This is a genomic window from Bacteroidota bacterium (assembly GCA_021300195.1).
Lineage (GTDB): Bacteria > Bacteroidota > Bacteroidia > J057 > JAJTIE01 > JAJTIE01.
The window spans coordinates 1-26,094 of record JAJTIE010000006.1 but is presented as its reverse complement, the minus strand read 5'-3'; the positions used below and the strand labels follow the sequence as shown (position 1 = coordinate 26,094).

Genomic DNA, 26,094 nt, shown 5'->3' with positions numbered 1-26,094 from the left:
GTGCCTAGCGAATAAGGGTAATGGAGCCAGATCGCTCAAAGGTGGTTTCGGCAAAGTTATTCAGTGCCCCCTCCAGCACGTAGAAGTAGGTGCCCTCATTGGCAGGCTGCCCGTTGGGTGCGGTTCCCTCCCACAGCTTGTCAATATCCCTGCTTTCGTGCATCATCTCGCCCCATCGGTTGAAGATGCGGATGCGCAGCCTCAGTACATTTCGCACCTCTATGGGTACAAAGGTGTCGTTGATGCCGTCGCCATTGGGGGTAAAGACATTGGGCAGCTTCACTACGGGGCAGTTTTCGAAGCAAAGGGGTTCACTTGGGTCGCTTTCATTTCCGCGCGTATCTACGGCTGTCAGGGCGTAGCAGCCGCCCAGGCCCTGCTGGTCGGGGTCTGTGGCTCGGTAGCGGCGGGCATTGGCATCGGCACTTTGCCAGATCTGCACATAGGGCAGGCCGGGCTTGGGCGCATAGTACAGGCGGAAGAACGCGAGGTCGGGCGCACAGGCAAATTCTGGCTGGGTCCAGTTTATCTCCACCGAAAAATCATCGCAGTCTCCCGTTATGCTTATCTCCTCGGCGGGGGGCAGGCAGGGGGGGATGGTATCTATCGGCTCGTCGCAGCGTATCTGCGAGGCGTTTACCAGGTTGTCTCGTACACCCGGGATGAAGTAGCTGCCCCTGCCCAGGATGTAGTAGCAGTAGGTGTTGTCGATGGTGGCATCGGTCAGGGTCTTCGGGTCGGTATCCAGGTAGGTATGTTCGTTGATGGAGCCATTTACACGCGTGGCGGGCTCCGTCACGGTGGCAATTCGGTTATAGGTTGTTTCGCCGGGGTCTTGCCGCCATATTTCATATTCAAAGTTGGTCCAGGGCACGTTTTCGCGCCATATCAGCCGGATGGCATCCTGCTGGCCAACGGTCTGGAGGAAGATGCTGGTGGCTTGGTCAGACACTTCCACCTCATTGCCCGTAGCGTCGAACATGCGCACCCGGTACAGGTGCCCCTGGTCCAGGGTATTTCGGGGCAGGTCCAGGTAGCGGGTGTCGGCAAAGGCAAGGCCCTGTGCCACGGTAGCAAAGCTGCCGGGGTTCTGGCTGCTGCTGTGCTCCAGGGTGTAGGTGTAGGGGGTGGGGAAGAATACGGGATCGATCAGGCGCAGGTCTGGCGACTGCCAGGCTACTTTTACCTGCCCCACATTGGCATCGGTAAAGTCTATGCTGTCAATCAGCATGATGGGCATATTTCGCTGTATCTTTTCGCAGTCTATGTTCGAGGGGCAGCTCTCTATACTGGCAGGGTATCGGGCTGTAACGCGGTAGCAGTACTGGCTGCGAAACACCAGGCCCGCCCCGTTGTTGTTGTCCACAAAGCTGGTCTGGTTCCAGCCATTGGTGGTGCCTATCAGTTCATAGCCGGTTAGCGCGTCATCGCAGCATACCGTGTCCACATAGCTGGCATTGCTGTCCAGGGCCCGGTAGATGTTGTAGCCCGTGGCATTGGTGCAGCTGGTGGGCTGCCAGGCCAGCTGTAGCTGGCGGGGCCCGGGGGTTACTACCAGGTTTCGGGGTGGTGGGGCCACTACCTTGATGGTGGTAATGTGGTTGGCCGCCAGGGTGGGATCATTGCCCAGGTTATCATGCGCATAAAAGTCTACCCGATAGGGCTGGCTGCGTATGTGCTCACACAGAGGGGTCCAGTTAAACACCGGATCGGGCGGAATGGTGGCGGGATCTATGCCGGGTCGGTTGGGCGGGTCGGAGGGAGCTGTGTTGAAGAAGCCGCTCGGATTTGGGTAGCGAAGTGGGAAGGAAGACTCCGGCGGACTCATGGTAGCGGGTCCATTGGCCAGCTGGAATGGGCCGTTATTGCCCTGTGCGCCGTTGTTCAGGTACAGGTACACACTGTCTCGGCTATAATCTTGCACCGTGGGGATGTCTCCATCGGGGTCCCGCGCTTCTATCTCGAATGAGAGGTTTACCCCCGGCAGGATGCAGGTATCGCGCAGGGCGCGTATCTCGGGCGGGTTGTTGTTACAGGGATTCACAAATATGGCCATGTCCCGAATGACATAGCCAATCAGCACCCCATTTCGGAATTCCTCTATCCGGATGGCAATGTTGTAGATCCCTACTTGCTGGGGGGTGTTCCAGCTTACCAGGCCCAGGTCGGGGTCTATCGTGAAGCTGCCGCCAAATTCATTGGGGAAACGATAATTCTGCACTACGGTGGGGAAGATAATTCCCCCCGTTGGGTCATACTGCTGGTTGGGTATCAGGCTATAGCGCAGTATGTCTCCGTCGGCATCGTAGGCTGCCGGGTTGTGCGTCCACAGGCGGCGGGTGCAGGCATCGTCCAAGGGCTCATTCAGCAGCTCGGGCGAGGTATTGGGGGTAATGGGGCTGTTCAGCACCATGGTTTCTACAAAGAAAGCCGTGGCACCGCTGTTATCCATATTGCGTATGCTGGCATTCCGGGCCACGTCGTAGTAGCGCAGCACATAGCGCCCCGGGCCCGGGAAGAGGAACCGGGTACGGTATATATTCCGCTTGATGGTGCCGCGCACCGATACGCCATTGGGGATGAAGGCCGTGCCGGGGTCCAGGTCGCAGGCGCGGGGCTGCCCGTTCTCGCGGTTTATGGGGCCCAGGTCTGCCACCTTCTTCAGCTGCCCGTTGCCATCCAGGCTCCATACTTCAATGATTGCCTGGCAGCGGTCTACCCCACGTGGGGCGGGGTCCGTATAAGTAGTCAGTACAATCTCGTACAGGTTGCTGTTTGCCGTGGGGTCTACACTCCGCACCCGCTGGGCATAGATCTGGCCCGCCAGATTGTGGCTGCCCAGCGCCACAAGCGGGATTAGCGTGATGAAAAAGAAGAAATAAAGCGGGAGCCTGCTATGCATCACACAAATTTACACACAATGCCTAAACGCAAGTTGGACGATTTTATTCCGGCAAAATGGAAGAAATCCTTAGCCTGAACCATCCGGCCATGTGAGCCGGCATGCTAAGTGCATGAAAAGCAGTGCTTTATGTCAGATTCGCGCGAAGATCGTTTCTGGTACCCATTTTCAGTCTTTGGTCGGTGCTGCGGGTGCCTCCAGTATCGGTACCCGCCCCCTCGTTTTCTCAGCACTACAATTCTTTTTCCCTGGGTACTGTCAGTCGGTCATCGATCCTGTCAGGAAGCCTAGGCAATCTGGCAGCACTGCTACCTGGAAGCTGTCACTTTGGCCGAAAAATCATTTTGGCACCAATATTGCTCCGGTGCGCTCTGTTAATCTTCATTTTACTTTTAAGCTTAGCAAATTATGTCTCTTAACATCAACCCACTGGCAGACCGCGTGGTAGTAGAGCCCGCCCCTGCCGAAGAAAAAACCGCTGGCGGCATCATCATCCCCGACACAGCCAAAGAAAAACCCCAAAAGGGCAAGGTAGTGGCCGTAGGACCCGGCAAAAAGGATGAGCCCACCACGGTAAAGGTAGGCGACAGCGTACTGTATGGTAAATACAGCGGTACGGAGGTAAGCATTGGAGGTAAAGATTACCTGATTATGCGCGAAAGCGACCTGTACGCAGTTATCTAGCAGTACCCGGTAGCTACCTGAAAAAAGTACAAAGTACAAACTCAAAATTTCTCTAAAACACCTAAAAAAATGGCAGGAAAAATCATCAAGTACGATCGCGATGCACGCGAGAAACTGAAAAAAGGCGTAGACGCACTGGCAAACGCCGTAAAAGTAACCCTGGGCCCACGTGGTCGCAATGTGGTTATTGACAAGAAGTTTGGCGCACCCAGTGTAACCAAGGACGGCGTAACGGTGGCCAAGGAGATCGAGCTGAAGGACCAGATCGAAAACATGGGTGCACAGATGGTGAAAGAGGTAGCCAGCCGCACCAATGACATTGCAGGTGATGGTACCACTACCGCCACCGTACTGGCCCAAGCCATCTACCGCGAGGGACTGAAAAACGTAACCGCTGGTGCCAACCCTATGGACATCAAGCGCGGCATAGACGAGGCAACCAAAGTGGTAGTAGCCGAGCTGAAAAAGCAAAGCAAGCCCATAAAGGACAGCAAGGAGATAGCCCAAGTAGCTACCCTGAGTGCCAACGGCGACGAGGAAATAGGCAAGCTGATAGCCGAAGCCATGGAGAAAGTAGGCAAAGACGGTGTAATAACCGTAGAAGAAGCCAAAGGGCTGGAGACCTACAGCGAAGTGGTAGAGGGTATGCAGTTCGACCGTGGATACATCTCGCCCTACTTTGTAACGAACAGCGAGAAAATGACCGTGGAGCTGGAAGATCCCTTCATCCTGATCTACGACAAGAAGATCAGCAACATGAAGGATCTGCTACCTGTGCTCGAGTCGGTAGTGCGCACCAGCCGCCCGCTGCTGATCGTGGCCGAAGACGTAGACGGCGAAGCCCTGGCTACGCTGGTAGTAAACAAGCTGCGTGGTAGCCTGAAGATTGCCGCCGTAAAAGCCCCCGGCTTTGGCGATCGCCGCAAGGCTATGCTGGAAGACATTGCCATCCTGACAGGTGGACAGCTAATCAGCGAAGAGCGTGGCTACAAGCTGGAAGCTACTACGCTGGATATGCTGGGTACTGCTGCCCGTGTTTCCATCGACAAAGACAACACCACGATTGTAGATGGCAAGGGACAGGCCAATGACATCCAAGCCCGCGTAAACCAGATAAAGGCACAGATAGAAAGCACCACCAGCGAGTACGACAAGGAGAAGCTGAATGAACGACTGGCCAAGCTGAGTGGCGGTGTAGCCGTGCTGTACGTAGGTGCAGCCACAGAGGTAGCCATGAAGGAGAAGAAAGATCGTGTAGACGATGCCCTGCATGCTACCCGTGCCGCTGTAGAAGAAGGCATCGTGGCGGGTGGCGGTACGGCCTTGGTACGTGCCATCTCTGCGCTGGAAAAAGGCCGTGGTGGCATCCACGACGATCTGCTGAAAGGCGATGTAGGCATAGGTGTAAGCATCGTGCGCCGCGCACTGGAGGAACCCCTGCGTATCATTGTAGGCAACGCCGGACTGGAAGGTGCCGTTATCCTGGAGCGCGTGCGCAATGCCAAGGGCAACGAAGGCTTCAACGCCCGTACCGAGCAGTTTGAGGATCTGGTAGCTGCCGGTGTGGTAGACCCCACCAAGGTAACCCGCACCGCCCTGGAGAATGCAGCCAGCATCAGCGGCCTGCTGCTAACCACTGAGTGCGTAATAACCGACGAACCCGAAGAGGAAAAAGCCCCCGCTATGCCCGATATGGGCGGCATGGGCATGGGTATGTAAGCCCGCTTCGCTTCGTGCACATGCAAAAAAGAGAGCCTGTAGAGGGCTCTCTTTTTTTGTGTAAGTAGCCCATTTCGACCCCAAATCCGATCCGGAACTTGCCAGCAGGCTTAGCCGGAGGGGGTGCCTGCCAGCAAAGACAGACCTGTTTGAAAATATTGCTGGTAGCTTGCCAAAATCCCGTATTCCATACAGAAATTCCCTTAAATTTGCGGCTCCATTAAAAAGAGGCGACTTCTACACCCATGAAGCAAAAGAATCTGATTTTCTGGCTCCTGGCTATTTTTGCAGCCATTTCGCTCTATAATATCTACTTCACCACCGAGCGACTGGGCATGGAGGCCGAGTATGAGCAGCAGCCCGACTCGACCAAGGCCAAATGGCTACAGACCCACTACGACGACTACAAAGGCGCCGTGCGCAAGAGTCTGGGTCTGGGCCTGGACCTGCAGGGGGGGATCTACATAACGATGGAGATCGGCATAGACGAGCTGATACGCGCCAAGGCCGGAAACAATGTAGACGAAACCTTTGACAAAGCCATAGAGAGCGCCAGAAAGCTGCAGGCCAGCCAGGATGCCGGTTTTGTAGATATTTTCATCCGGGAGCTGCGCAAGCTGAAGCCTGGGGTAAAGCTGGCAGCCTACTTTGGCGGACAAAACCTGAGCTACAACACCCCCGACGCACAGGTGATAGAGAGCATACGCGCAGATGCCAACGCTGCTATCGATAACGCCCTGATTGTACTGCGAAAGCGGGTGGACCAGTTTGGCGTGAGCAGTGCCAATATCCAGAAAGTAACGGGCACAAACCGAATTGTGATAGAGCTGCCTGGCGAGCGCGACATAGCCCGCGTACGCAAGCTGCTGAAAAACACGGCCCAGCTGGAGTTCTGGCCCGTGCGTAGCTTTTCCGAGGTGCAGCCCCTGCTGGCCCAGATAGACCAGGCTACCCGGGGTGCCGTGGCAGACGATACGCTGAAGCAGGAAAAACAAACAGAGACCGCCGCTGCCAAGCCAGAAACCGCTGCGGCAGACACCAAGACGGCAAAGACCCAAGCCGCTGCCAAGCAGCCCAAAGGACTGTCGGACTACCTGACCATGCCCCAGGCAGCAGGCCCCGACCCCCGCTACCTGGGCATTGTGGAAGAAGCTGATACCGCAAAGGTGGGCAAGCTGCTCCGTTCTGCAGTGGTGAAAAACCTGGTACAGAGCCAGAGCCTCCGCTTTGCCTGGAGTGCCAAGCCCTCAGAAGGCACCGAAAGTGCCTACGAGCTCTATGCCCTCTACATCTTCAGCGCCAAGGGAAAGTCTACCGTACGGGGCGAGAACATCGTGGACACCCGCACCGGCCAAGACCAGAACAACCAGTACATGGTGAGCATGAGCATGGACGGCGAGGGCGCGCGCGAGTGGGCCAAGCTGACCGGTGAGTACAAGGGCAAGAGCATAGCCGTGGTGCTAGACCAGCTGGTGTACAGTGCCCCCAATGTAATAGACCAGATAACCGGCGGCAATAGCCAGATAACCGGCAACTTCAGCCTGGAGGAGGCTACCGACCTGGCCAACATCCTGAAGGCCGGAAAACTGCCCGCACCTGCCCGCATAGTGGGCGAGGAAGTGGTGGGCCCCAGCCTGGGTAAGCAGACTGTAGATGCCGGCCTGTTCAGCTTCATTGCAGGTTTTATCGCCGTTATCCTGTTTGTGGTAGCCTACTATCGCCGTGCGGGCCTGGTGGCCAGCGTGGCCCTGGTGGTCAACCTGATCTTCCTCGTCGGCATGAGCGCAGCCCTGAATGTGGTGATGACCCTGCCAGGCATTGCCGGTATCGTACTCACCATGGGTATGGCCGTAGATGCCAACGTACTGATCTATGAGCGCATACGCGAAGAACTGGCCGAGGGACGCGGCCTCAAGGGGTCCATTAACGCGGGCTTCCAAAACGCGCTCAGTTCCATTGTAGACGGAAACCTTACTACCTTCCTCACCGGCCTCATCCTCTTTATCTTCGGTACCGGCCCCATCCAGGGCTTTGCGGTTACCCTGATGATCGGCATCTTTACCACCATGGTCAGCGGCCTGCTGGTTACCCGCCTCCTGCTAGACTATATGACCCGCAAGCCCGATGCCAAGCCTATGAGCTTTGGCTCGCTGGCTGCTACCCGCCTGTTTGCCCGTGCCAAACTGCAGGTGATGAAGAATCGCCGCATCAGCTACACCCTGGTGCTGCTCATCACCCTGGGTAGCGTGGTTTCCATCTACACACTGGGCTTCCGCCTGGGGGTAGACTTCAAGGGGGGCCGCCAGTACGTTGTACAGCTGGATACCCCCGTTACGCCCGAGGTGGTGAATGATCTGCGTGGTAGCCTTACCAAAGGCTATGGCGGCGAGCAGCCCCAGATAAAGGCCATCAGTGGCCAAAACAAGGTGATGATCACCACGGCCTACCTGGTGGAAGACCCCGATGCGGATGCACGCGTGGAAAAGGCCACCCTCACCACCATAAGCCAGGCCTATGGCGAAAAGGCGAACCCGCAGATACTCCGCAGCAACAAAGTGGGGCCCACGGTGGCAAAGGATATTAAGGATGCTGCACAGCAGTCGGTGTTTTTTGCCCTGCTCGTCATGTTTATCTACATCCTGGTCCGCTTCAACCTGTGGCAGTATGGCATGGGTGCACTGGTGAGCCTGACCTTCAACGTGATTTTTGTACTGGGTGTATTCAGCCTCTTGGGTCAAATAGATAACCTGCCCTTTAGTGTAGAGGTAGACCTGACCTTTATCGCCGCCATCCTAACCATTGTGGGTTATACCATCAATGATACCGTGATTGTGTTTGACCGAATCCGCGAGCGCATCAAGGAAGAGGGCATGCGCGGCGATCTAACCCTGCTGTTCAACCAGGCTGTGAATGATACCCTGAGCCGAACCATCGTTACCAGTACCACCACGCTACTCTCTGCCTTTATCCTCTTCCTGTTTGCGGGCGAGGTGCTGCAGGGCTTCATGCTGGCTATGATTCTGGGCATTCTCATCGGCACCATCAGTTCTATCTTTGTGGCCAGCCCCATCTCACTCGACCTCATCAAGCGATCCATGCAGCGCAGTGCCGCCCGGCAGGCAGCCCCTGCCAAGGTCCGCTAGACAGGCGCAGCGTGCCAGCCCAATATGTTGGCAGCCCGCTAATCGAAAACAAAAAGGAGCCATTGCGGCTCCTTTTTTGTTGGCACAGCTTTGCTAACTTTACCTCGCATGAACTTCCTATTCCCCCATGTACTGTGGGCATTGCTGGCCCTTGCTATCCCCATTCTGGTACATCTCTTTCACTTCCGCAGGCCCCGCAGGCTGCTGTTTAGCAACCTTGCGTTCATCCGCGAGGTGCAGCAGGTGGTGCGGCGCCGGCTTAGGCTGAAGCACTATCTGCTACTGGCCGCCCGGCTGCTGCTGCTGGCTGCGCTTGTACTCATGTTTTCGGGCCCCTACTGGGCTACCGAGGCAGGGCAGCGCAGGCAGGGTAGCCACTCTGTCGCTATTATTATAGACAATAGCCTGAGCATGAGTGCTGTGGATGAGCGGGGCGACTACCTGTCTCAGGTACGGAAATTAGCCTATACCATCCTGCGGGCCCATGGCCCTAATGCCACCTACCAGGTGCAGACCACGGGGAGGCTGTTGCTCAGCGCACCCTTTGTGCCGCAGGGCGAGGCCATACAAGCGCTAGACCAGCTAGGCTATGCCGACCGCCAGGTTAGCTACGCCGAGGTGCTGAATAACGCCCCGCTCTATTTTTCCGCCGCAGCCAATCCCGTACACACCCTGTATTTTATCTCCGACTTTCAACAGAAAACGGTGATGCAGGATTCGATCAAGCTGCCCCCGCTGCCCCCGGGACTCGAAGTGCGCTTTGCCAAGGTGGGAACCCGTGCCCAGCCCAATGTATATGTGTCGGGCATGGCCTTTGAGGATGTGGTGATCGAGCAGGATAAGCCCATAAACCTGCGGCTTACGGTGCACAACGATGGGCCGGAAGACGTGCAGAACCTGCCCCTGAAGGTAGAGCTGGAGGGGAAGGCTGTGGGTGTGGGGTCGGTAAGCGTGGCTGCCGGGCAGCAGCAGCAGGCTACCCTTACCTTCACCCCCCAGCAGGGGGGCTGGCAGCAGGGCACCGTGCGCCTGGATGATCTGCCCATCGAGTTTGACAACGAGCGGCATTTCAGCTTCAATATACCTGAGGGTAGCCGCATCCTGCTGGTGCAGGGTAGGGAAGACCCTGGCTACCTGCGCACCTTCTATAGCCGCCTGATGACGCAGTACCGGGTAGAACTGCTGGATGAAACCCGATTCTCGAATGTATCGCTGCAAGACTATTCGGCCCTTGTGCTGGCAGGCGTTTCGCGGATGAGCGACGGCTTGGCAGCTCGCATCAAGTCTTGGGTGGCCGAAGAGGGTGGGGGGCTCCTCATCTTCCCCGCCTCAGATATGCAGCAGTCCTTCCGCAGTTTTATGCAGACAATGGGGCTTGGGGCTTTTGGCACACTGAATACCTATACCGAGCCCGTGCAGCTGCCCTATGCCGACCTGCAAGATCCGCTTTTTCAGGGCGTTTTTTCTGACAGCAAGCAGGATGCACGTTTTGATAGCCCCTCCTTTTCCAAGCTTTATGACTTTACGCCCCATTCCGGTAGCATCCACAACGTAATTCTGCGGGATGCGCGGGGCAATGCGGTACTGACAAAAACACAGCTACAGGCCGGGCTGGTCTTTACCTTCAGCTGCTTCCCTAGCCTGGCCTGGGGCGACTTCCCGATCAAGAGCAGTTTTGTGCCCATCCTGTACCGGGCCACCATGCTGGTAAATAATGCTGCGCATGCTGGTTTTTCGCAAACCATTGGGGCCTATACGCTACACCGGGTGCAGGCCAAGGGGAACGGAAATGTAAAGCTGCGTAAGGGGGATCAGGTCTTTGTGCCTGAGCAGTATGAGCAGGCTGGGCAGACACTGCTCTCCTTTGAGGGCCTGCCACTACAGCCCGGTACCTACGCGGTGGTGCAGGAGGACAGTGTGCTGGAGCGAATCAGCTTCAACCTCTCCGATACCGAAAGCCAGCTGGCAGCTGCCAGTACCGACGAGCTGAGCGAAGCCCTGGAAAACCGGGGCCTGGATGAGCAGGTAAAGGTACTGAAGGGCGAGGAGGCGGTGGTGCGGAAAGAGGCGCAGCTGAGTGCGGCTGGTGTGCCCCTGTGGCGCTACTTTTTGTGGGTAGCCTTGTTCTGCCTGCTGGCCGAGGTGCTGATTGTACGGTTTATGCGCTAGCTTCACCTGGCGTATGTGTCTGGCCCGTAGTGGTTTCTATTGCCTCTTTTCTGCTAAATGTGTTTAACTAGTTGAAAATCAGATTTTTGATCGAATACCTATCCACATACGCCTATTGGGTAGCTACCTCGCTCCGTTTCAGCCTTTGTATGTCTTTTTTTCAGAAAAAACGTATGTTTGTTTATATGATGGTACGCTATCTGGGTATTGTGCTGCTATGCACCGCTGCGCTCCCGCTGTTTGGGCAAAATGCTACGACCCCCAAAGCGGGGAGTGTGTACCAGCTGAGTGGTATGGTGCTGGGTAGGGATAACCATGTGCCGATCAGCTACTGCCGCATTACCACCACCCGAAAAACCCGGCTGGCCGTGTCGGATGCCAACGGATTCTTTAGCCTCCCGGTGGTAGAGTCGGACACGCTGGTCTTCTCCCGCTTTGGCTTCCTTACCGAAATGATCAGCGTGCGCCAGTATATACGGGAATACAAGCCCGATGCCGGGGAGCAGTACCTATACCTGATTCAGTACATGATTCCCCAGGATTTTATACTGGACAGCATTGTGGTTCGGCCCTACAATACCCCGCTGGAGCTGAGGACGGCGGTGCTGAACCTGCCCACGCAAACGCCCCTGTCTATCGAGACCATCAATCACCGGGTGGATGCCGAGACGATGGCCTATTTTATGAATAACCTGCCTGCCGATGATGCAGATCGGCTTTCCGTTGCCCGCCAGCGCTATATAGACTACTACCAGCGCAAGGGCACGGTAACGAATGTGGGCGTAGACCCCATAGCCGTGTACAACTTCATCAAGCTTATTAACGACCGAAAGAAGCAGTAGCTGCTGGCGGCAAGAGAACCGGTATTTTTTTGCACAAACAACCCAATGGACACAGCCCCCGCAGATGCGCCGCCCGACAGCAGGCGCAGATTCTACCTGATAGCCGGAGAGGCCAGCGGAGACCTGCATGGCAGCAACCTGATCCGGGCGCTCAAGGCCAAGGGTCCCTGTGCCTTTCGCGGCATGGGCGGAGACCGCATGGAGGCTGCCGGTATGCAGCTGGCGCGCCACATCCGCACTACCGACTTTATGGGCTTTCTGGTGGTGCTGATGAACCTGCGCACCATCCTCCGGATGTTTAGCCAGATAAAGGCCGACCTGCTGGCCTTCAAGCCCGATGCGGTTATCCTGATCGATTATCCGGGCTTCAACCTGCGTATGGCCCGCTTTTGTCACCAGCACGGCATCCAGGTGTTTTACTACATCTCCCCACAGGTGTGGGCCTGGAAAAAGAGCCGCGTAAAGCAGATACGCGCCTACGTAGACCGCATGTACTGCATCCTCCCCTTTGAGCGAGAATGGTACAGGCCCTACGAGGTAGAGGCCGAGTATGTGGGCCACCCGCTGCTGGATGCGATAGAGGAGGGCCACTTTGGCGATAAACCGGAGAATCCGTCGATCCTGGCCCTACTGCCCGGTAGTCGTAAGCACGAGATAGCCCGCATGCTGCCTGTGATGCTACAGGCTGCCAGCACGTTTGGCGAGCTGAAGCCGGTGCTGGCGGCAGCCCCCACCCAGCCCCCAGCCTACTATGCCCAGCTGGCCCGTGCCTACCCGCAGATAGAGGTGGTGTATAACGACACCTACCGCGTGCTGCGTGCCGCACGCTATGCCCTGGTAACCAGCGGCACTGCTACCCTGGAGGCAGCCCTGCACGAGGTGCCCCAGGTGGTGTGCTATAGCGGAAACTGGCTGAGCTACCAGATAGCCCGCAGGCTGGTAAAGATCTCGTACATCAGCCTGGTAAACCTGATTATGGATCGGCCGGTAGTAACGGAACTGATACAGAAAGATATGCGCCCTAGCCGCGTGGCCGAGGAGCTGCACAGGCTGGTGTACGATGCTGAAAGGCGGCGGAGTATGCTGGAAGACTACCGCATGCTAAAAGAGCGCCTGGGTGGCGGCGGTGCCAGCGAGAAAGCTGCCGAAAGCATCTGGGGCCACCTGAAATCCCGCAGCTAGCACCCCGCCCGCGCTCTGTGGTATCCTTTTGTTTATCTACAAAAAAACAGGGATGGCCGATGCAGATGGTACACTTCCCCGCTTTGTGTGCCCGGGTGCAGGGATTGTTCGTATTTTTATCCAAGCACTCACCTTCCGACTCAACCTAACCCATGCTGATTACCCAGGCCGATTTTGTAAAAAGCAGTAGCACCTACCGCGAGCTGCCTGTGCCCGATCTGCCTGAGTTTGCTTTTATTGGCCGAAGCAACGTGGGCAAAAGCTCGCTGATCAATATGCTGACAGGGCGCAGGGGGCTGGCCAAAACCAGCTCGGCCCCGGGCAAAACCCGGCTTATCAACCATTTCAAGATAAACAACAGCTGGTATATGGTAGACCTGCCTGGCTATGGCTATGCCCGGGTAAGCAAGGCCAGTCGCCATAATTTTGAGCGCATGATAACCGACTACCTGACCCTCCGGCCCAGCCTGATAACCACCTTTGTGCTGGTAGATAGCAGGCACGCACCCCTGGCCAACGACCTGGAGTTTATCCGCACCCTGGGTGTACGGCAGCTGCCTTTTGCACTGGTATTTACCAAGTTTGACAAGAAAGGCAGGCCCGATTCCAATGTGTCGGCCTACCGGATGATGCTCCGGAAAGAGTGGGAGGAGTTACCCCCTATTTTTGTTACCTCGGCCATAGATGGTACCGGAAAAAAGGAGCTATTGGACTATATTCAGTCGCTGAATGAGCAGGTGTCTATACACTAGTCTGCTGCTCCTGTTCTGTCTTACTCGTGCGGGTTTTGCCCAGCCGCCCGGCGATGTACTGCTGCACCGGGGGCCTTTCGGCCAGGCCGATACACTACGGGGCACGCTGGATGCCGCCCGTAGCTGCTACGATGTGCAGCACTACCGCCTGGCCATTCAGCTAGATCTGACCCAGAAGCGGATAGCGGGAGATAATACGATAACCTTCCGGCTGTTGCAGCATACAGATTCGCTCCGCTTCGATTTGTTCTCGGGTTATACCCTTCGGTCTGTGCGCCTTTCGGACAACGCGCTTCCGTATCGCAGGCAGGGCCATGCGGTGTTTGTGGCGCTGCCCGATAGTTGCCAGCCAGGACATACCTATAGCCTGAACATAGCCTACGAGGGACCCCCCCCCATCGCCCAAAATCCCCCCTGGGCAGGCGGCCTTGTGTGGAGCCAGGATAGCCAGGGCCGGCCCTGGGCTGGCGTAGCCTGCGAGGGCCTGGGTGCCAGTAGCTGGTGGCCCTGCAAGGACCACCTGAGCGATGAGCCAGAGCTGGGTGCAGATCTCTATTTTGAGGTGCCGAGGGACCTCTACTGTGTGAGCAACGGCATCCTGCAGAGCATTGTACACCAGCCAGGTGGTGCCACGCACACCTTTCACTGGCAGGTGCACGCACCCATCAACACCTATAACCTGACCTTCTACCTGGGCCACTATGTGCACAGGCAGCAGGTGTATGCAGGTATGCGTGGCCCGCTGGTGCTAGACTGCTACCTGCTGGCGGGCAATGCGCAGCAGGCCACCCCCCTGCTGGAGCAGGCACAGCACATGCTGCAGTGCTTTGAGGACAAGGTAGGCCCCTACCCATTCTACACAGACGGCTATGCCCTGGTAGAGGCTCCCTACTGGGGGATGGAGCACCAGGGCGCCATTGCCTACGGCAATTCCTTTCGGAACAACGAATGGGGCTGGGACTATATACTGATCCACGAGAGTGGGCACGAGTGGTTTGGCAACTACATAAGCGTAGCCGACCATGCCGACCTGTGGGTGCATGAGTCCTTCACCACCTATCTGGAGTCTGTATTTGTGGAGTGCCAGGCGGGCTACGGGCAGGCCCAGGCTTACCTGATGTCTCAGCGAGGGGAAATACAAAATGCCGATGCCATACAGGGGCCACGCGGGCTGAACTTTGATGGTTGGGCTTCGTCCGACCCCTACTACAAGGGCAGCTGGATGCTACATAGTCTGCGTTCGGCCGTAAACCAGGATAGCCTGTGGTGGGCCTACCTGCGGGGCCTGTATCACCGCTTTGGGCTACAGCAAACCAGTACAGAGGCTGTGCTGGACTACACCGCCGGTATGCTGGGGCAGCACCACCGCCCCATGCTAGAGCACTACCTATACTACCGCGCCCTGCCACACCTGGTGTATGCCCTGGGGGACAACCAGCTGTACCTGCGCTGGCAGGGTGTGCAGCCGGGTTTTACCATGCCCGTGGAGCTGCGTGTAGGTGGCACCGCCTGCCGATACGAAGCGGTGGGCACCGCGCTGCAGGCCCATGCCCTACCAGAAGGGGTAGATACCGGCAGTGTGGTGGAACTGGCCAACAACCGCTTTCTGTTCACCCACCAGCGTATGGAGCCCGATCAGCTGCAGCTACGCACAGCCCCCATTCCCAGGCATACCCGCCGCCCTACCAAGTATGAACGCAGAAGAACCCCTCGCCCATAGGCTGCTTACGCCGCGTACAGCCCGCTACTACACCCTGGGCGGTGGGGCCCCCCTCCGGCAGCTGTGGATCGTGCTTCATGGCTATGGCATGCTCCCCCAGCACTGGATCCGCAAGTTTGCCCCCGTGGCAGCGCCCAGTGTGCAGGTAGTAGCGCCCGAGGGACTATCGCGCTTTTATCTGGAGGGGCATAGTGGCCGGGTGGGTGCCAGCTGGATGACCCGCGAAGACCGGGCCAGCGAGATACAGGACCAGGCCGTATACCTGAACCAGCTGCTGGATGTGGTGCTGGCCCAGCCAGGGTACACTGCTGGTACCCGGCTTGTTCTGTTTGGCTTCTCGCAGGGGGTGGCTACAGCCTGGCGCTGGTTTTCGCAGGGCCGCATTGTGCCCCATCATTTGGTGCTATGGGCTGGCAGCATACCGCCAGAGCCTATACACCACAAGCCTATGCCCCACACCCTGGTAGCCTGGGGAGACTCGGATCCCTTCTTGCCGATCGACCAAGTGCCCGATAAACTACAAGCCCTGGATGCCCTGGGCCTTAGCTACCAGCCGCTGCCCTACCGGGGCGGGCACACCCTGCCGCCGGATGCCCTGCGGGCTTTGCAGGAAAAATTATGAAAATCCTGGATTATTTTAGCAATAATTGTATCCAAAAACGCATCTATTTAATATTTTTAGTATACTGGGGCGAGAGACAAAATTATCTGAAGCATTCATATGAAAACACTCAATCTTCTACTGGTGGATGACCACAAGATTATCATCAACGGGATACGCTCAATGCTGGAGGACGTACCCGGAATCAGCATCCTGGGCGAAGCAAACAACGGGCGCGAGGCGGTAGAGAAGGCCATGGAACTGCCGGTAGACGTGGTGCTTATGGACATTAAAATGCCCCAGATGAATGGCATAGAGGCTACCGAAGAGATAAACGTGAAAAAGCCCGATGTCAAAGTCATTGCCCTCACCATGTTTGATGACGACGAGTACATTACCAGCATGCTGCAGGCCGGTGCACGCGGCTATATTCTGAAGAATACCGGAAAGCAGGAGCTGATCTCTGCCCTGGAGCGGGTTTCCGAAGGCGATACCTACTTCAGCCGCGAGGTTACCACGGCGGTGATGAACCAGTTTATGAGCAAGGCTGGTACCATGGAAGCAGCCCCAAACAAGGCCAAGCAAATGGCGGCCCCCCCCATAGAGCTAACTACGCGCGAGGTAGAAATCCTGCGCCACATTGCCTACGAGATGACGAACCAGGAGATTGCCGACAAGCTGTTTATCTCGCCCCGCACCGTGCACAGCCACCGCCGAAACCTGATGCAGAAGATAGGCGTGAAAAACACCGCCGGCCTGGTGCGCTACGCCATACAGTACGGCCTGCTGGAAGAATAAATGAAAGCCCTGTTTCTGGACCGTGATGGTGTGATAAACGAAGATAACCAGGCCTACACCTGGGAGTATCGCCATTTTCGCTATCTACCCACCATTCTGCCTTTTTGTAGGGAGGCAAAAAGTAAGGGCTACCGCATCCTGGTGATTACCAACCAGGGCGGGATAGGCAAGCAGCTGTACGGACACACAGAGGTAGAAATGCTGCACCGGCAGGTGGCCCAGGATTTTGCCGCTGCGGGTGCCACCATCGATCAGTTTTACTACTGCCCCCACCACCCCATCAGCAGCCGCTGCCTATGCCGAAAGCCCGCCTCGCTGCTGTTTGAGCGGGCACTGGCCCAGCACAGGCTAGACCCCCACCAGTGCTGGATGCTGGGAGATCGCCAGCGAGACCTGATACCTGCCCGGCAGCTGGGTATGCACACCGTGATGGTGGGAGAAGAAACCTGCCCCGAGGCCGAGTATCAGCTAGACATGTATACGCAATGGCAAAGCCTGCTGGCGCGGATGGATTGATTATATTTGCACCCCTAAGTGCCACACATGTCTCAGTCTATTGAAATCACCCTGCCCGATGGGGCCAAGCGTAGCTACCCCCTGGGTACTACCCCCTACCAGATAGCCGAAAGTATTAGTCAGGGCCTGGCCCGGAATGCCCTGGTGGCCACCGTGAATGGCAAGCGCACCGAGCTGAACACACCCCTGGCAGCAGATGCCACCCTGGCGCTCCACAGCTGGAAAGATCCGGAGGGCAAGGAGGCCTTTTGGCACAGCTCGGCCCACATCCTGGCCGAGGCCCTGGAGGCCCTGTATCCAGGTATCCAGCTGGGTTTTGGTCCGCCTATCGAAGAGGGCTTTTACTACGACATAGACTTTGGCAACCATGCCTTTGGCGATGAGGATTTTGCCCGCGTAGAGGCCAAGTTTATGGAGCTTGCCCAGAGCGAAGAGACCTTTGTAATGAAGCCTGTAAGCAAGGCTGATGCCCTGGCCTACTACCGCCAGAAAGGTAGCCCCTACAAGGTGGAGCTGATAGAGGAGCTGACCGACGGAGATATTACCTTCTGCTACAGCGGTGGGTTTGCAGACCTGTGCAAGGGCGGACACATATACAACAGCAGGGTTATCAAAGCTGTGAAGCTGCTGAGCACCGCCGGTGCCTACTGGCGTGGCAAGAGCGAAAACCCCCAGCTAACCCGCATCTACGCCATCAGCTTCCCGAGCCGAAAGGAGCTGGAAGAGTATCTGCACCTGCTGGAGGAGGCTAAAAGGCGCGACCACCGCAGGCTGGGCAAGGAGCTGGACATGTTCTCCTTCCACGAGGAGGGCCCAGGCTTCCCCTTCTGGCACCACAACGGCATGGTTGTGCTCAACGAGCTGCAAAACTACCTGCGCGAGCGCCTGTATGCATCGGGCTACGAAGAGATCAAGACCCCCGTTATCCTGAATGAAAAGCTGTGGCACCAGAGTGGCCACTGGCATAATTATGCCGAGAACATGTACTTTACCAAGATCGACGAAATGGAGTTTGCGGTAAAGCCCATGAACTGCCCGGGCAGTACCATTGTATACCGCACGGCCCCCCGCAGCTACCGCGACCTGCCCCTGCGCCTGTTTGAGTACGGCCTGGTGCATCGCCACGAGCTGAGCGGCGTACTTACCGGCCTCTTCCGCGTACGGGCCTTTACACAGGACGATGCACACATCTTCTGCACGCTGGACCAGATACAGGCCGAGGTGGGCAAGCTGGTAAGCTTTATCTTCGAGATCTACCAGCTTTTTGGCTTTACCGACGTGGCCGTATACCTCAGCACCCGCCCCGAGAGCAAGTATGTAGGCGCCCTGGAAACCTGGAACCAGGCCGAGGCATACCTGCAAGACACCCTGACCAGGCTGGGCGTAGCCTACACCATCAATGCCGGAGATGGCGCATTTTATGGCCCCAAAATCGACTTTGTGGTGCGCGATAGCCTGAAGCGCCGCTGGCAGCTGGGCACCGTGCAGCTAGACTTCAGCATGCCCGAACGCTTCGGCCTGGAGTACACCGGCGAGGACGGCAGCAAGCACCGCCCCGTGATGATCCACCGCGCACTGCTAGGTAGCTTCGAGCGCTTCTTTGGCATCCTGCTGGAGCACACAGCCGGGAACCTGCCCCTCTGGCTGGCACCCAGGCAGGTAAGCCTGCTACCCATTAGCGATAAGTTTATGCCCTATGCCCGCCAGATCCGCACCCAGCTGGAGCAGGCAGGGCTGCGCGCCACCCTGGACGAGCGAAACGAAAAGATAGGACGAAAGATACGCGATGCCGAGGTAGCCAAAATTCCCTACATGTTTATTGTGGGAGAAAAGGAAACGCAAACAAATTCTGTATCTTTGCGCGTGCATACAGAGGGAGACCGGGGCATGCTAGCCCTGGAGGATGCCGTCCAAACCATAAAATCCGCCATAGAAAACAGTAAAAAACCCGTACACGTCCCTGCATGAGAAAAAAGTCGCCAGGAAACAGACCCGCCCCCCGGCCCAGAGGGCCTCAGCACCGCATCAACGATTTTATTAGAGTTCCGGAAGTACGCATCATTGGCCATGAGGAAGAGCGCTACAACGGCGTATTCCCCACCGCCCAGGCGCTGGATATGGCACGCGAGCTGGGCGTAGACCTGATAGAGATAAATGGCAACACTACGCCGCCCATCACACGGCTGATGGAGTACAGCAAGTTCAAGTACGAGTCCAAGAAGAAGGAAAAGGAGCAAAAGGCCAAGCAGCACGTAGTGGTGCTGAAGGAAATCCGCTTTGGCCCCAATACGGATGAGCACGACTTTAACTTCAAGACACGCCACGCAGAAAAATTTCTGAAAGAAGGCAATAAGATCAAAGCTTACGTGCACTTCCATGGCCGCACCATTGTGCACAAGGACCGGGGAGAAAAGCTCCTGCAAGACTTTGCCGAAGCACTGGAGGAGCATGCCAAGGTTGAGTCGGGCCCAAAAATGGAGGGGAAAAGAATGTTTCTCTTCCTTGCACCCAAAACCAAATAATTCCCTACATTTGCAGTCCGCGTTTACGCATACGTTTTTTTAGCATTTCTCATGTCTAAAGTCAAAACTCATTCCGGCGCTTCCAAGCGCTTTCGCATCACCGCCAGCGGCAAGGTTAAGGGTAAGCATGCCAACAAGCGGCACATGCTACGCAAGCGTACCACCAAGCGCAAGCGCTTTCTGACCGGTACCATGATCATGGACGAAGTGGATACGATACACGTTACCCGCCTCCTGAACCTGGCCACCCCCAGGCACCGCAAGCCCAGTTTCAAACACAAAAAATCTGCAGAATAGTCATGCGTTCCGTAAATAAAGTTGCCTCTCATCAGCGCCGCAAGCGCATACTGAAGCTAGCCAAAGGCTACTGGGGCCGTAAGAAAAATGTATGGACAGTCGCCAAAAACCAGATAGAGAAGAGCCTGAAGTACGCCTATACCGGGCGTAAACTGAAGAAGCGCGACTTCCGCCGTCTGTGGATTCAGCGTATCAATGCCGGTTCGCGCCTCAATGGCCTCAGCTACAGCAAGCTGATCCACAACCTGAAGACGCAAGGCATAGACCTGAACCGCAAGGTACTGGCCGACCTGGCTATGAACCACCCCGAGGTGTTTGCAGCCGTGAGCAAGGAAGGTGCCTCTGCCACTGCCCCCGTAGCAGCCAGGAAGGAAGCCGCCCCCGCAGCCTAGCCCTCTTTTCTTGGGGTGCATACACCACCCCGCATGCAAATATAAAGCCCGACTATCGGGCTTTTTTTATGCGTCATCTTAATGGCTTTCCTATCTTCGCACATGGCTTACACCCACATCCTGGTAGAGGCAAATGCCCGCCCCCACATTGCCCTAATCCGCCTGAACCGCCCCAAGGAACTGAATGCCCTGAACCGAAAGGTGATGGAGGAGCTGGTAGATGCGCTGGCCAGCCTACAGGCCGATGGGCACACCCGCTGTGTGGTGCTGGCAGGCGATGAGCGTGCCTTTGCCGCCGGTGCCGATATTAAGGAGATGGCAGGTAATGGAGCCATAGACATGGTGGAGATAGACCAGTTTGCCAAATGGGATGCCATCAAGCGCTGCAAGCTTCCGCTAATAGCCGCCGTAAGTGGCTTTGCCCTGGGTGGCGGCTGCGAGCTGAGCATGATCTGTGATATGATTGTAGCAAGCACAAGCGCCCAGTTTGGCCAGCCAGAAATCAAGATAGGCGTGATGCCCGGTGCCGGGGGTACCCAGCGCCTTACCCGTGCCGTGGGAAAGGCCCGTGCCATGGAGATGGTGCTCACAGGAAACTTCATTACCGCCGAAGAAGCCCACAGAGCCGGGCTAATAAATAAAGTGGTGCCCGTAGAGTTATACCTGGAAGAGGCCCTCAAGCTGGCAGAACAGGTGGCGGCCATGAGCCCCCTCGCTATCCGCCTGGCCAAGGAGGCGGTGCTACAGGCCTTTGAGCAGCCCCTGGAGAGTGCCCTGCACTTTGAGCGGAGAAACTTCTACCTCCTTTTTGCCAGCGAAGACCAGAAGGAAGGCATGCAGGCCTTTGTAGACAAAAGAAAGCCAGACTGGAAGGGTAGGTAGTGCTGGAGAAAGCGGGTTTTCGGAACTCGTACTTATAAGCTGAATCGTATGTGCGAGGAGATGGACATAGATTTTCCGTCTCTACCTGGGGCAGTGCAGAACCTTGTCCCGATTGTACGCGTGCGAAAATCCTATCGGGTTTAAAAGCGAGAGACCCACTGTGTACAGTGGGTCTCTGTGGGCCCGGCAGGACTCGAACCTGCGACCAATTGATTATGAGTCAACTGCGCTAACCACTGCGCCACGAGCCCCTCTCTTCTATTCTCCCTGCCCGAGGCAACTACTACCGCAGGTAGGGGGTGCAAATCTACAATTTTTCTTAATTCAGGCAAACGATCACTCGCTTACTTTTACAATCTGCTCCCTTCCCGGGCCCAGCGACACGTAGGTTATCTTGCGGTCCAGGGCTTGCTCCAGATAAGCCAGGTATCGTTGGAAGCTGCTGGGCATCGCATCTCGCTCGCTGAATGCAGGCCAGCCTGGAAACTGCTCGTAGATCAATTCCACCGAATCCTCTATATCAAAGGGGGGATGGGTTTGTAGCTTGCCCCGCACCTTGTATTCGGTGCATACCTTTACCGCTTCCATTCCGCCCAGTACGTCAGCCTTGGTCATTACCAGGTCGGTTACCCCATTCAGGTCGCAGGCGTACCGCAGGGCAGGCAGGTCTAGCCAGCCTGTGCGGCGTGGGCGGCCTGTGGTAGCGCCAAACTCACCTCCCGCCTGGCGTATGGATTCGCCCAGGGCATTATCCAGCTCTGTGGGGAAGGGGCCGCTGCCTACGCGCGTGCAATAGGCCTTGAATACACCATACACCTTGTCTACACGGTTGGGCGGGATGCCCAGGCCGGTGCACGCTCCACCAGCCGTTGTGCTGCTGCTGGTTACGTATGGATATGCGCCAAATTCAATGTCGAGCAGTGTACCCTGTGCGCCTTCGGCCAGTATGTTTTTTCCCTCGCGCAGGGCCTGGTGCAGGTACAGCTCGGTATCGAGTATCTGATAGGTCTTGAGGATAGACACGGCCTCTCGAAAGCGATCCTCGCCTTCTGCCCGATTGTACTCAAACCCACCCCGCCTCAGCAGGGCATCATGCGCATCCAGCACGGCTTTCAGTTTGGCTTCAAACTGGGGGCTTAGCAGGTCTCCCATGCGCAGGCCACAGCGGCCATATTTATCCTGATAGGTTGGGCTGATCCCCCGCAGGGTGCTGCCTATTTTCCTGTCGCCCTTTTGTGCTTCGCTCATGGCATCCAGGTGCAGGTGGGTGGGCAGGATGACGTGGCAGCGGTTGCTAATCAGCAGATGTGTGCGTACATCTACGCCCTTGGCTTCCAGCTTGCGGATTTCTTCCATCAGGACGATGGGATTGGCCACCACGCCGTTGCCAATTACATTTTGTACGCCGGGCCGGAAAATGCCACTGGGTATCTGGTGTAGCACGTGCTTCTCGCCCTGTATGTACAGGGTGTGGCCAGCATTGGGCCCACCCTGAAAGCGGGCTACTACCTGGTACTGGTCTCCCAGTACATCCACCACTTTACCCTTGCCCTCGTCTCCCCACTGTAGGCCGAGCAGAATTGATACTGACATGTAGGATTGTGAACTAGATAGACTGTAGGCGCTCAAGGCCGGCCAGCTCTGTGTCTACAATGTTGAAAACACTGTTGAGCTTGGTAATGGCGAGCAAGTTGCTGATATTTTGGCTAGGGCTACAGATTACCATTTCTCCCCCTTTGCCCCGCACCTTGGTATACAGGGTGATGAAGATGCCCAGGCCGGTGCTGTTGATGTGGCGTAGCTTGCTTAGGTCTATCAAAAATTTATTTACATCCTGCTCCAGGTACTCAGTAAAATCGTTCTTGATGCTAGTGCGGTCCACTTCGGCTAGTAGACTACCCTCGAGGTGAAACAAAGCAATTCCGTCTTTAAGTTCGTGGGTATAGGTCATTTCGCTGTTTTCCATGGTTTAGTGGGAGGTCTTGCCATTGCACTCTGTTCGGTCGCAGTTTCCGTATAACAAGAGCGAATGACTTTTGACGCGAAAGTTAAGTAAATTTCCGATCATGCTCTGAATCTCACTAACCCTGGGATCACAAAACTCGAGTACTTTTCCACAGTCTATGCAGATCAGGTGGTCATGCTGGCGAAATCCGTAGGCCTTTTCATAGCGTGCCTGGTTGCTGTTGAACTGATGCTTGACAACCAGGTCGCAGGCTACCAGCAGGTCCAGTGTGTTGTACACCGTGGCCCGGCTAACCCGATATTTCTGGTTCTTCATGTGTATGTAGAGGCTTTCTACATCGAAGTGGTCGTTGCGCTTATAGATCTCCTCCAGTATGGCAAATCGTTCCGGCGTTTTCCGCTGGCCATGCTGATCCAGGTATTTGGCAAACAGGGCTTTTACTTCCTCTATCCGGGCCAGCGTTTGCGCTTCAGGGCTCTGTGGCATATACGCAAAGATACGCAACTCGGTGCTAGTATCCGGGTGCAGATGTGCAATTTGGCATGTATGTGCAGGGGGGGAGGTCTCTGTGGTTTGGGCCCGTTGGCTTCCTGTTTGTATGCCGCCGGTGTTTGTGGGGTACACGCTTGTGAATCCGCTAGATCGCTAGCCAGTCATGCAAAAGGGGAGCATTTGCTCCCCTTTTGCATGACTGCTTTGGACTTGTATGCAGCAGACTTCTTAAACAGAGCCTACTTGCCTTTAGGTGCTAAGAGAAGGAAGAGGCCCTGCGGGTACTGCTTCCCTTTCCTTTGCTGTCTCTTTTGCTGCCAAAGCCCCCGCGCCTACGGTTATTACCGCCCGCGCCTTTTGTCTTGCCTTTTCCGGGTGCAGCCTCGTCTCTTATGGGTGCTTCCATGCCCTCGGGTGGTTTCCGTACGGGTACAGCCCGCTGCAGGATACGCTCAATATCGCGCAGATACTCGCGTTCTGTCTGGTCGCAGAAGCTGAAGGCTACGCCCTGTGCTCCGGCCCGGCCTGTGCGCCCTATGCGGTGCACGTAGTTTTCGGGCTCATTGGGCATGTCGTAGTTTATTACGTGCTCTACGCCTTTTACGTCCAGGCCACGGGCAGCCACATCCGTAGCTACCAGTACCTTTAGTTTTCCTTCTTTGAAGTCCTTTAGCAGCTTCAGGCGCTTGGTTTGGCGTACATCTCCGTGCAGGGCATCGGTGTAGTACCCGTCGTCATTTAGCTGCTCGGCCAGCTTGTCGGCCCATCGCTTGGTGCGTGTGAAGATGAGGGTTTGGCCCTTGGCTTCTTCATCCAGTACGTGCTTCAGCAGTGGCATCTTGTGCTTGCGGTCTACATGGAAGAGGGCTTGCTCTACCGTTTCCGCCGCGGTGCTTTGGGGGGCTACCTCCACATGTGCCGGGTCCTGCAGCAGCTCGGACGCCAGGGCGCGGATGGCAGGCGGCATGGTGGCGCTAAACATCAGCGTCTGCGGATGCTCGGGTATGTAGCCGTGTATCTTGCGGATGTCGTTGATGAAGCCCATGTCCAGCATGCGGTCTGCCTCATCTAGCACAAAGTGGGTCAGCTCATCCAGCACCAGTTCGCGCTGTTGCAGCAGGTCTAGCACACGGCCTGGCGTGCCGATCACCAGCTCGCGCCCGCGCTGTAGCTCCCGTATCTGGCGAAAGATGGGGCTGCCGCCGTATACCACGGTGTGCCGCAGAAAGGTTCTGCTGATGTAGTCCTGCACGTTATCGCCTATTTGCTGTGCCAGCTCGCGTGTGGGGGCCAGGATCAGCACCTTGGTGGCACGCTTGCCCTTTCCGGGGCCACGGTCTGCCTCCAGCAGCTGCTGGATGATAGGCAGGCTGAAAGAAGCCGTCTTGCCTGTACCGGTCTGTGCACAGCCCATCAGGTCTCGTCCGGCTAATACCAGGGGGATAGATTGTGATTGGATTGGGGTTGGGGTTTCATACCCCAAGTCGGCTATCGCCCGCATTAGGCGGTCGTCTAGCGCTAGTTCTGAAAATGTATTCAAGTGAAAAAGAATCGGGCGGTGCCCAGTGATTAAATTATACTTTGTGCTTGCTTGAGTTTTGTTTTGCTATACTTTCCCCGCAAACACTTCCACAGGCAAATATACAAAAAAAGCTGAATCCGAAAGGGTTATTGATTAAATTATCTGGTATCAGGTTTAGGCTCCCGGTTTCAGCCCTCGTCTGTATGCTTTTTCGCATACGTTTCCGCATAAGACTGCCTGTGCCGGGCCCATGGCGGAACTAGAGCCAGAAAGACACACTATTTGTGCTACCCTGGCTGCATTACAGAACGCTTTTGTCTCCTACTCTGTACCTTAATATATGGCAAAGTTATTTACGCTACAGGATTCTCAGCGGCTGCCTGCCTCGGCAGCGGAATTGATGGATTTCTTTTCTGTGCCCGAAAATCTGGCGCGCATTACCCCCAGGCATATGCGCTTTGAGGTGGTGCACAGCACGACAAGACCCATACAGGCGGGCACAGTATTGACCTATCGGGTGCACAAGTACGGCCTGCCCATGCGGTGGGTTAGCCGTATCCAGGCCTGGGTGCCCAATCAGTATTTTGTTGACATACAGGAGCAGGGCCCCTTTTCGCACTGGGTGCACAGGCATGAACTGGTGCCCATAGCTGGGGGGACTGAGGTGCGCGATCTGCTACAGTATCAGCTTCCGCTGGGCCTGCTGGGCAGGCTGGGGCACAGCCTGTTTCTGGCAGCAGACATCCGCCGGAGCTTTGCCTACCGAAAGGCTCGGATGGAAGAGATCTTCGGTACCTACACGCAAGGGTAGGGGGGCTATCGAGAAAGGTGAATTGCTAGTCTTTATGCTTAGCATGATTAGGAAAAAAGACACCCATGCAGGGACGCTTGCGCAGGTGGTCTCCGGCCACAGCAGCAACCTGAGGCGCTACCGGGTGCCGCTAGACGACTGGAGTGTGCCAGAGATCCTCTTCTACAAGCACGAGGCTAGCG

General features: G+C 56.4%; 21 protein-coding genes, 1 tRNA gene and 1 pseudogene. 17 read left to right on the top strand and 6 right to left on the bottom strand.

Annotated features, from left to right (window positions below; translation table 11 throughout):
- Nucleotides 1–4: 4 nt before the first annotated feature.
- Complete coding sequence (locus LW884_02405; protein ID MCE3007187.1) at nucleotides 5–2,902, bottom strand: gliding motility-associated C-terminal domain-containing protein; 2,898 nt, start codon at nucleotides 2,900–2,902, stop codon at nucleotides 5–7.
- 408 nt (nucleotides 2,903–3,310) lie between these two features.
- Between LW884_02405 and LW884_02400 the strand changes: the two genes are divergently transcribed.
- The 16 genes and pseudogenes from LW884_02400 (at nucleotide 3,311) to LW884_02325 (ending at nucleotide 21,121) form a co-directional block, all read left to right on the top strand.
- Nucleotides 3,311–3,586, top strand: a complete 276-nt coding sequence (locus tag LW884_02400; protein ID MCE3007186.1) for a co-chaperone GroES — start codon at nucleotides 3,311–3,313, stop codon at nucleotides 3,584–3,586.
- Between the two features lie 69 nt (nucleotides 3,587–3,655).
- Nucleotides 3,656–5,305 (top strand): chaperonin GroEL, encoded by a 1,650-nt coding sequence (groL, locus tag LW884_02395; GenBank protein ID MCE3007185.1) that lies wholly within the window; start codon nucleotides 3,656–3,658, stop codon nucleotides 5,303–5,305.
- 245 nt (nucleotides 5,306–5,550) lie between these two features.
- The gene (gene secD / locus LW884_02390) at nucleotides 5,551–8,448 is read left to right on the top strand and encodes a protein translocase subunit SecD (protein ID MCE3007184.1); all 2,898 of its coding nucleotides are present in this window, start codon (nucleotides 5,551–5,553) and stop codon (nucleotides 8,446–8,448) included.
- Between the two features lie 108 nt (nucleotides 8,449–8,556).
- Nucleotides 8,557–10,617: a BatA domain-containing protein gene (locus LW884_02385; protein MCE3007183.1), complete on the top strand. Its 2,061-nt coding sequence runs from the start codon at nucleotides 8,557–8,559 to the stop codon at nucleotides 10,615–10,617.
- A gap of 185 nt (nucleotides 10,618–10,802) precedes the next feature.
- Nucleotides 10,803–11,459: a carboxypeptidase-like regulatory domain-containing protein gene (locus LW884_02380; protein MCE3007182.1), complete on the top strand. Its 657-nt coding sequence runs from the start codon at nucleotides 10,803–10,805 to the stop codon at nucleotides 11,457–11,459.
- Nucleotides 11,460–11,504: 45 nt separating this feature from the next.
- Nucleotides 11,505–12,641, top strand: a complete 1,137-nt coding sequence (gene lpxB, locus LW884_02375) for a lipid-A-disaccharide synthase (GenBank protein MCE3007181.1) — start codon at nucleotides 11,505–11,507, stop codon at nucleotides 12,639–12,641.
- Nucleotides 12,642–12,793: 152 nt separating this feature from the next.
- Nucleotides 12,794–13,393, top strand: a complete 600-nt coding sequence (gene yihA, locus LW884_02370; GenBank protein MCE3007180.1) for a ribosome biogenesis GTP-binding protein YihA/YsxC — start codon at nucleotides 12,794–12,796, stop codon at nucleotides 13,391–13,393.
- Nucleotides 13,371–15,113, top strand: coding sequence for a M1 family metallopeptidase (locus LW884_02365; GenBank protein MCE3007179.1), 1,743 nt, complete (start codon nucleotides 13,371–13,373; stop codon nucleotides 15,111–15,113). Before yihA ends, LW884_02365 begins: the two co-directional genes overlap by 23 nt.
- On the top strand, nucleotides 15,085–15,735 hold the full coding sequence (locus LW884_02360) for a phospholipase (protein MCE3007178.1): 651 nt from the start codon (nucleotides 15,085–15,087) through the stop codon (nucleotides 15,733–15,735). Before LW884_02365 ends, LW884_02360 begins: the two co-directional genes overlap by 29 nt.
- Nucleotides 15,736–15,834: 99 nt before the next feature.
- A complete protein-coding gene (locus tag LW884_02355; protein MCE3007177.1) occupies nucleotides 15,835–16,512 on the top strand; it encodes a response regulator transcription factor in 678 nt (225 codons plus the stop codon).
- The gene (locus LW884_02350) at nucleotides 16,513–17,028 is read left to right on the top strand and encodes an HAD-IIIA family hydrolase (GenBank protein ID MCE3007176.1); all 516 of its coding nucleotides are present in this window, start codon (nucleotides 16,513–16,515) and stop codon (nucleotides 17,026–17,028) included.
- Between the two features lie 27 nt (nucleotides 17,029–17,055).
- A complete protein-coding gene (thrS, locus tag LW884_02345) occupies nucleotides 17,056–18,996 on the top strand; it encodes a threonine--tRNA ligase (protein ID MCE3007175.1) in 1,941 nt (646 codons plus the stop codon).
- On the top strand, nucleotides 18,993–19,550 hold the full coding sequence (infC, locus tag LW884_02340; protein ID MCE3007174.1) for a translation initiation factor IF-3: 558 nt from the start codon (nucleotides 18,993–18,995) through the stop codon (nucleotides 19,548–19,550). The genes thrS and infC overlap by 4 nt, the downstream gene beginning before the upstream one ends.
- A 51-nt stretch (nucleotides 19,551–19,601) precedes the next feature.
- Nucleotides 19,602–19,787 (top strand): annotated as a pseudogene (rpmI, locus tag LW884_02335) (50S ribosomal protein L35).
- A gap of 62 nt (nucleotides 19,788–19,849) precedes the next feature.
- Complete coding sequence (gene rplT, locus LW884_02330; protein MCE3007173.1) at nucleotides 19,850–20,239, top strand: 50S ribosomal protein L20; 390 nt, start codon at nucleotides 19,850–19,852, stop codon at nucleotides 20,237–20,239.
- A gap of 102 nt (nucleotides 20,240–20,341) precedes the next feature.
- Nucleotides 20,342–21,121 (top strand): enoyl-CoA hydratase-related protein, encoded by a 780-nt coding sequence (locus LW884_02325; GenBank protein MCE3007172.1) that lies wholly within the window; start codon nucleotides 20,342–20,344, stop codon nucleotides 21,119–21,121.
- A gap of 178 nt (nucleotides 21,122–21,299) precedes the next feature.
- Here LW884_02325 and LW884_02320 read toward each other — a convergent pair.
- The 5 genes from LW884_02320 to LW884_02300 form a co-directional block, all read right to left on the bottom strand.
- A tRNA-Ile gene (locus LW884_02320) sits at nucleotides 21,300–21,372 on the bottom strand.
- Nucleotides 21,373–21,457: 85 nt separating this feature from the next.
- The gene (locus LW884_02315; GenBank protein MCE3007171.1) at nucleotides 21,458–22,714 is read right to left on the bottom strand and encodes an adenylosuccinate synthase; all 1,257 of its coding nucleotides are present in this window, start codon (nucleotides 22,712–22,714) and stop codon (nucleotides 21,458–21,460) included.
- 13 nt (nucleotides 22,715–22,727) lie between these two features.
- Nucleotides 22,728–23,087 (bottom strand): STAS domain-containing protein, encoded by a 360-nt coding sequence (locus LW884_02310; GenBank protein MCE3007170.1) that lies wholly within the window; start codon nucleotides 23,085–23,087, stop codon nucleotides 22,728–22,730.
- 3 nt (nucleotides 23,088–23,090) lie between these two features.
- Complete coding sequence (locus LW884_02305) at nucleotides 23,091–23,573, bottom strand: transcriptional repressor (protein MCE3007169.1); 483 nt, start codon at nucleotides 23,571–23,573, stop codon at nucleotides 23,091–23,093.
- Nucleotides 23,574–23,835: 262 nt separating this feature from the next.
- The gene (locus tag LW884_02300) at nucleotides 23,836–25,119 is read right to left on the bottom strand and encodes a DEAD/DEAH box helicase (protein ID MCE3007168.1); all 1,284 of its coding nucleotides are present in this window, start codon (nucleotides 25,117–25,119) and stop codon (nucleotides 23,836–23,838) included.
- Between the two features lie 322 nt (nucleotides 25,120–25,441).
- On the opposite strand from LW884_02300, the gene LW884_02295 reads away from it, so the two are divergent.
- Nucleotides 25,442–25,912 (top strand): SRPBCC family protein, encoded by a 471-nt coding sequence (locus LW884_02295; protein MCE3007167.1) that lies wholly within the window; start codon nucleotides 25,442–25,444, stop codon nucleotides 25,910–25,912.
- Nucleotides 25,913–26,094 lie beyond the last annotated feature (182 nt).

What these genes read in the sequence shown, in the direction of transcription:
- lpxB (MCE3007181.1), top strand. Translation starts at nt 11,505, where the DNA reads ATGGACACAGCCCCCGCAGATGCGCCGCCCGACAGCAGGCGCAGATTC.
- secD (MCE3007184.1), top strand. Translation starts at nt 5,551, where the DNA reads ATGAAGCAAAAGAATCTGATTTTCTGGCTCCTGGCTATTTTTGCAGCC.
- LW884_02380 (MCE3007182.1), top strand. Translation starts at nt 10,803, where the DNA reads ATGATGGTACGCTATCTGGGTATTGTGCTGCTATGCACCGCTGCGCTC.
- groL (MCE3007185.1), top strand. Translation starts at nt 3,656, where the DNA reads ATGGCAGGAAAAATCATCAAGTACGATCGCGATGCACGCGAGAAACTG.
- LW884_02365 (MCE3007179.1), top strand. Translation starts at nt 13,371, where the DNA reads ATGAGCAGGTGTCTATACACTAGTCTGCTGCTCCTGTTCTGTCTTACT.
- LW884_02355 (MCE3007177.1), top strand. Translation starts at nt 15,835, where the DNA reads ATGAAAACACTCAATCTTCTACTGGTGGATGACCACAAGATTATCATC.
- LW884_02350 (MCE3007176.1), top strand. Translation starts at nt 16,513, where the DNA reads ATGAAAGCCCTGTTTCTGGACCGTGATGGTGTGATAAACGAAGATAAC.
- LW884_02315 (MCE3007171.1), bottom strand. Translation starts at nt 22,714, where the DNA reads ATGTCAGTATCAATTCTGCTCGGCCTACAGTGGGGAGACGAGGGCAAG.
- LW884_02400 (MCE3007186.1), top strand. Translation starts at nt 3,311, where the DNA reads ATGTCTCTTAACATCAACCCACTGGCAGACCGCGTGGTAGTAGAGCCC.
- LW884_02305 (MCE3007169.1), bottom strand. Translation starts at nt 23,573, where the DNA reads ATGCCACAGAGCCCTGAAGCGCAAACGCTGGCCCGGATAGAGGAAGTA.
- rplT (MCE3007173.1), top strand. Translation starts at nt 19,850, where the DNA reads ATGCGTTCCGTAAATAAAGTTGCCTCTCATCAGCGCCGCAAGCGCATA.
- yihA (MCE3007180.1), top strand. Translation starts at nt 12,794, where the DNA reads ATGCTGATTACCCAGGCCGATTTTGTAAAAAGCAGTAGCACCTACCGC.
- LW884_02385 (MCE3007183.1), top strand. Translation starts at nt 8,557, where the DNA reads ATGAACTTCCTATTCCCCCATGTACTGTGGGCATTGCTGGCCCTTGCT.
- LW884_02360 (MCE3007178.1), top strand. Translation starts at nt 15,085, where the DNA reads ATGAACGCAGAAGAACCCCTCGCCCATAGGCTGCTTACGCCGCGTACA.
- LW884_02325 (MCE3007172.1), top strand. Translation starts at nt 20,342, where the DNA reads ATGGCTTACACCCACATCCTGGTAGAGGCAAATGCCCGCCCCCACATT.
- infC (MCE3007174.1), top strand. Translation starts at nt 18,993, where the DNA reads ATGAGAAAAAAGTCGCCAGGAAACAGACCCGCCCCCCGGCCCAGAGGG.
- thrS (MCE3007175.1), top strand. Translation starts at nt 17,056, where the DNA reads ATGTCTCAGTCTATTGAAATCACCCTGCCCGATGGGGCCAAGCGTAGC.
- LW884_02295 (MCE3007167.1), top strand. Translation starts at nt 25,442, where the DNA reads ATGGCAAAGTTATTTACGCTACAGGATTCTCAGCGGCTGCCTGCCTCG.
- LW884_02405 (MCE3007187.1), bottom strand. Translation starts at nt 2,902, where the DNA reads ATGCATAGCAGGCTCCCGCTTTATTTCTTCTTTTTCATCACGCTAATC.
- LW884_02310 (MCE3007170.1), bottom strand. Translation starts at nt 23,087, where the DNA reads ATGGAAAACAGCGAAATGACCTATACCCACGAACTTAAAGACGGAATT.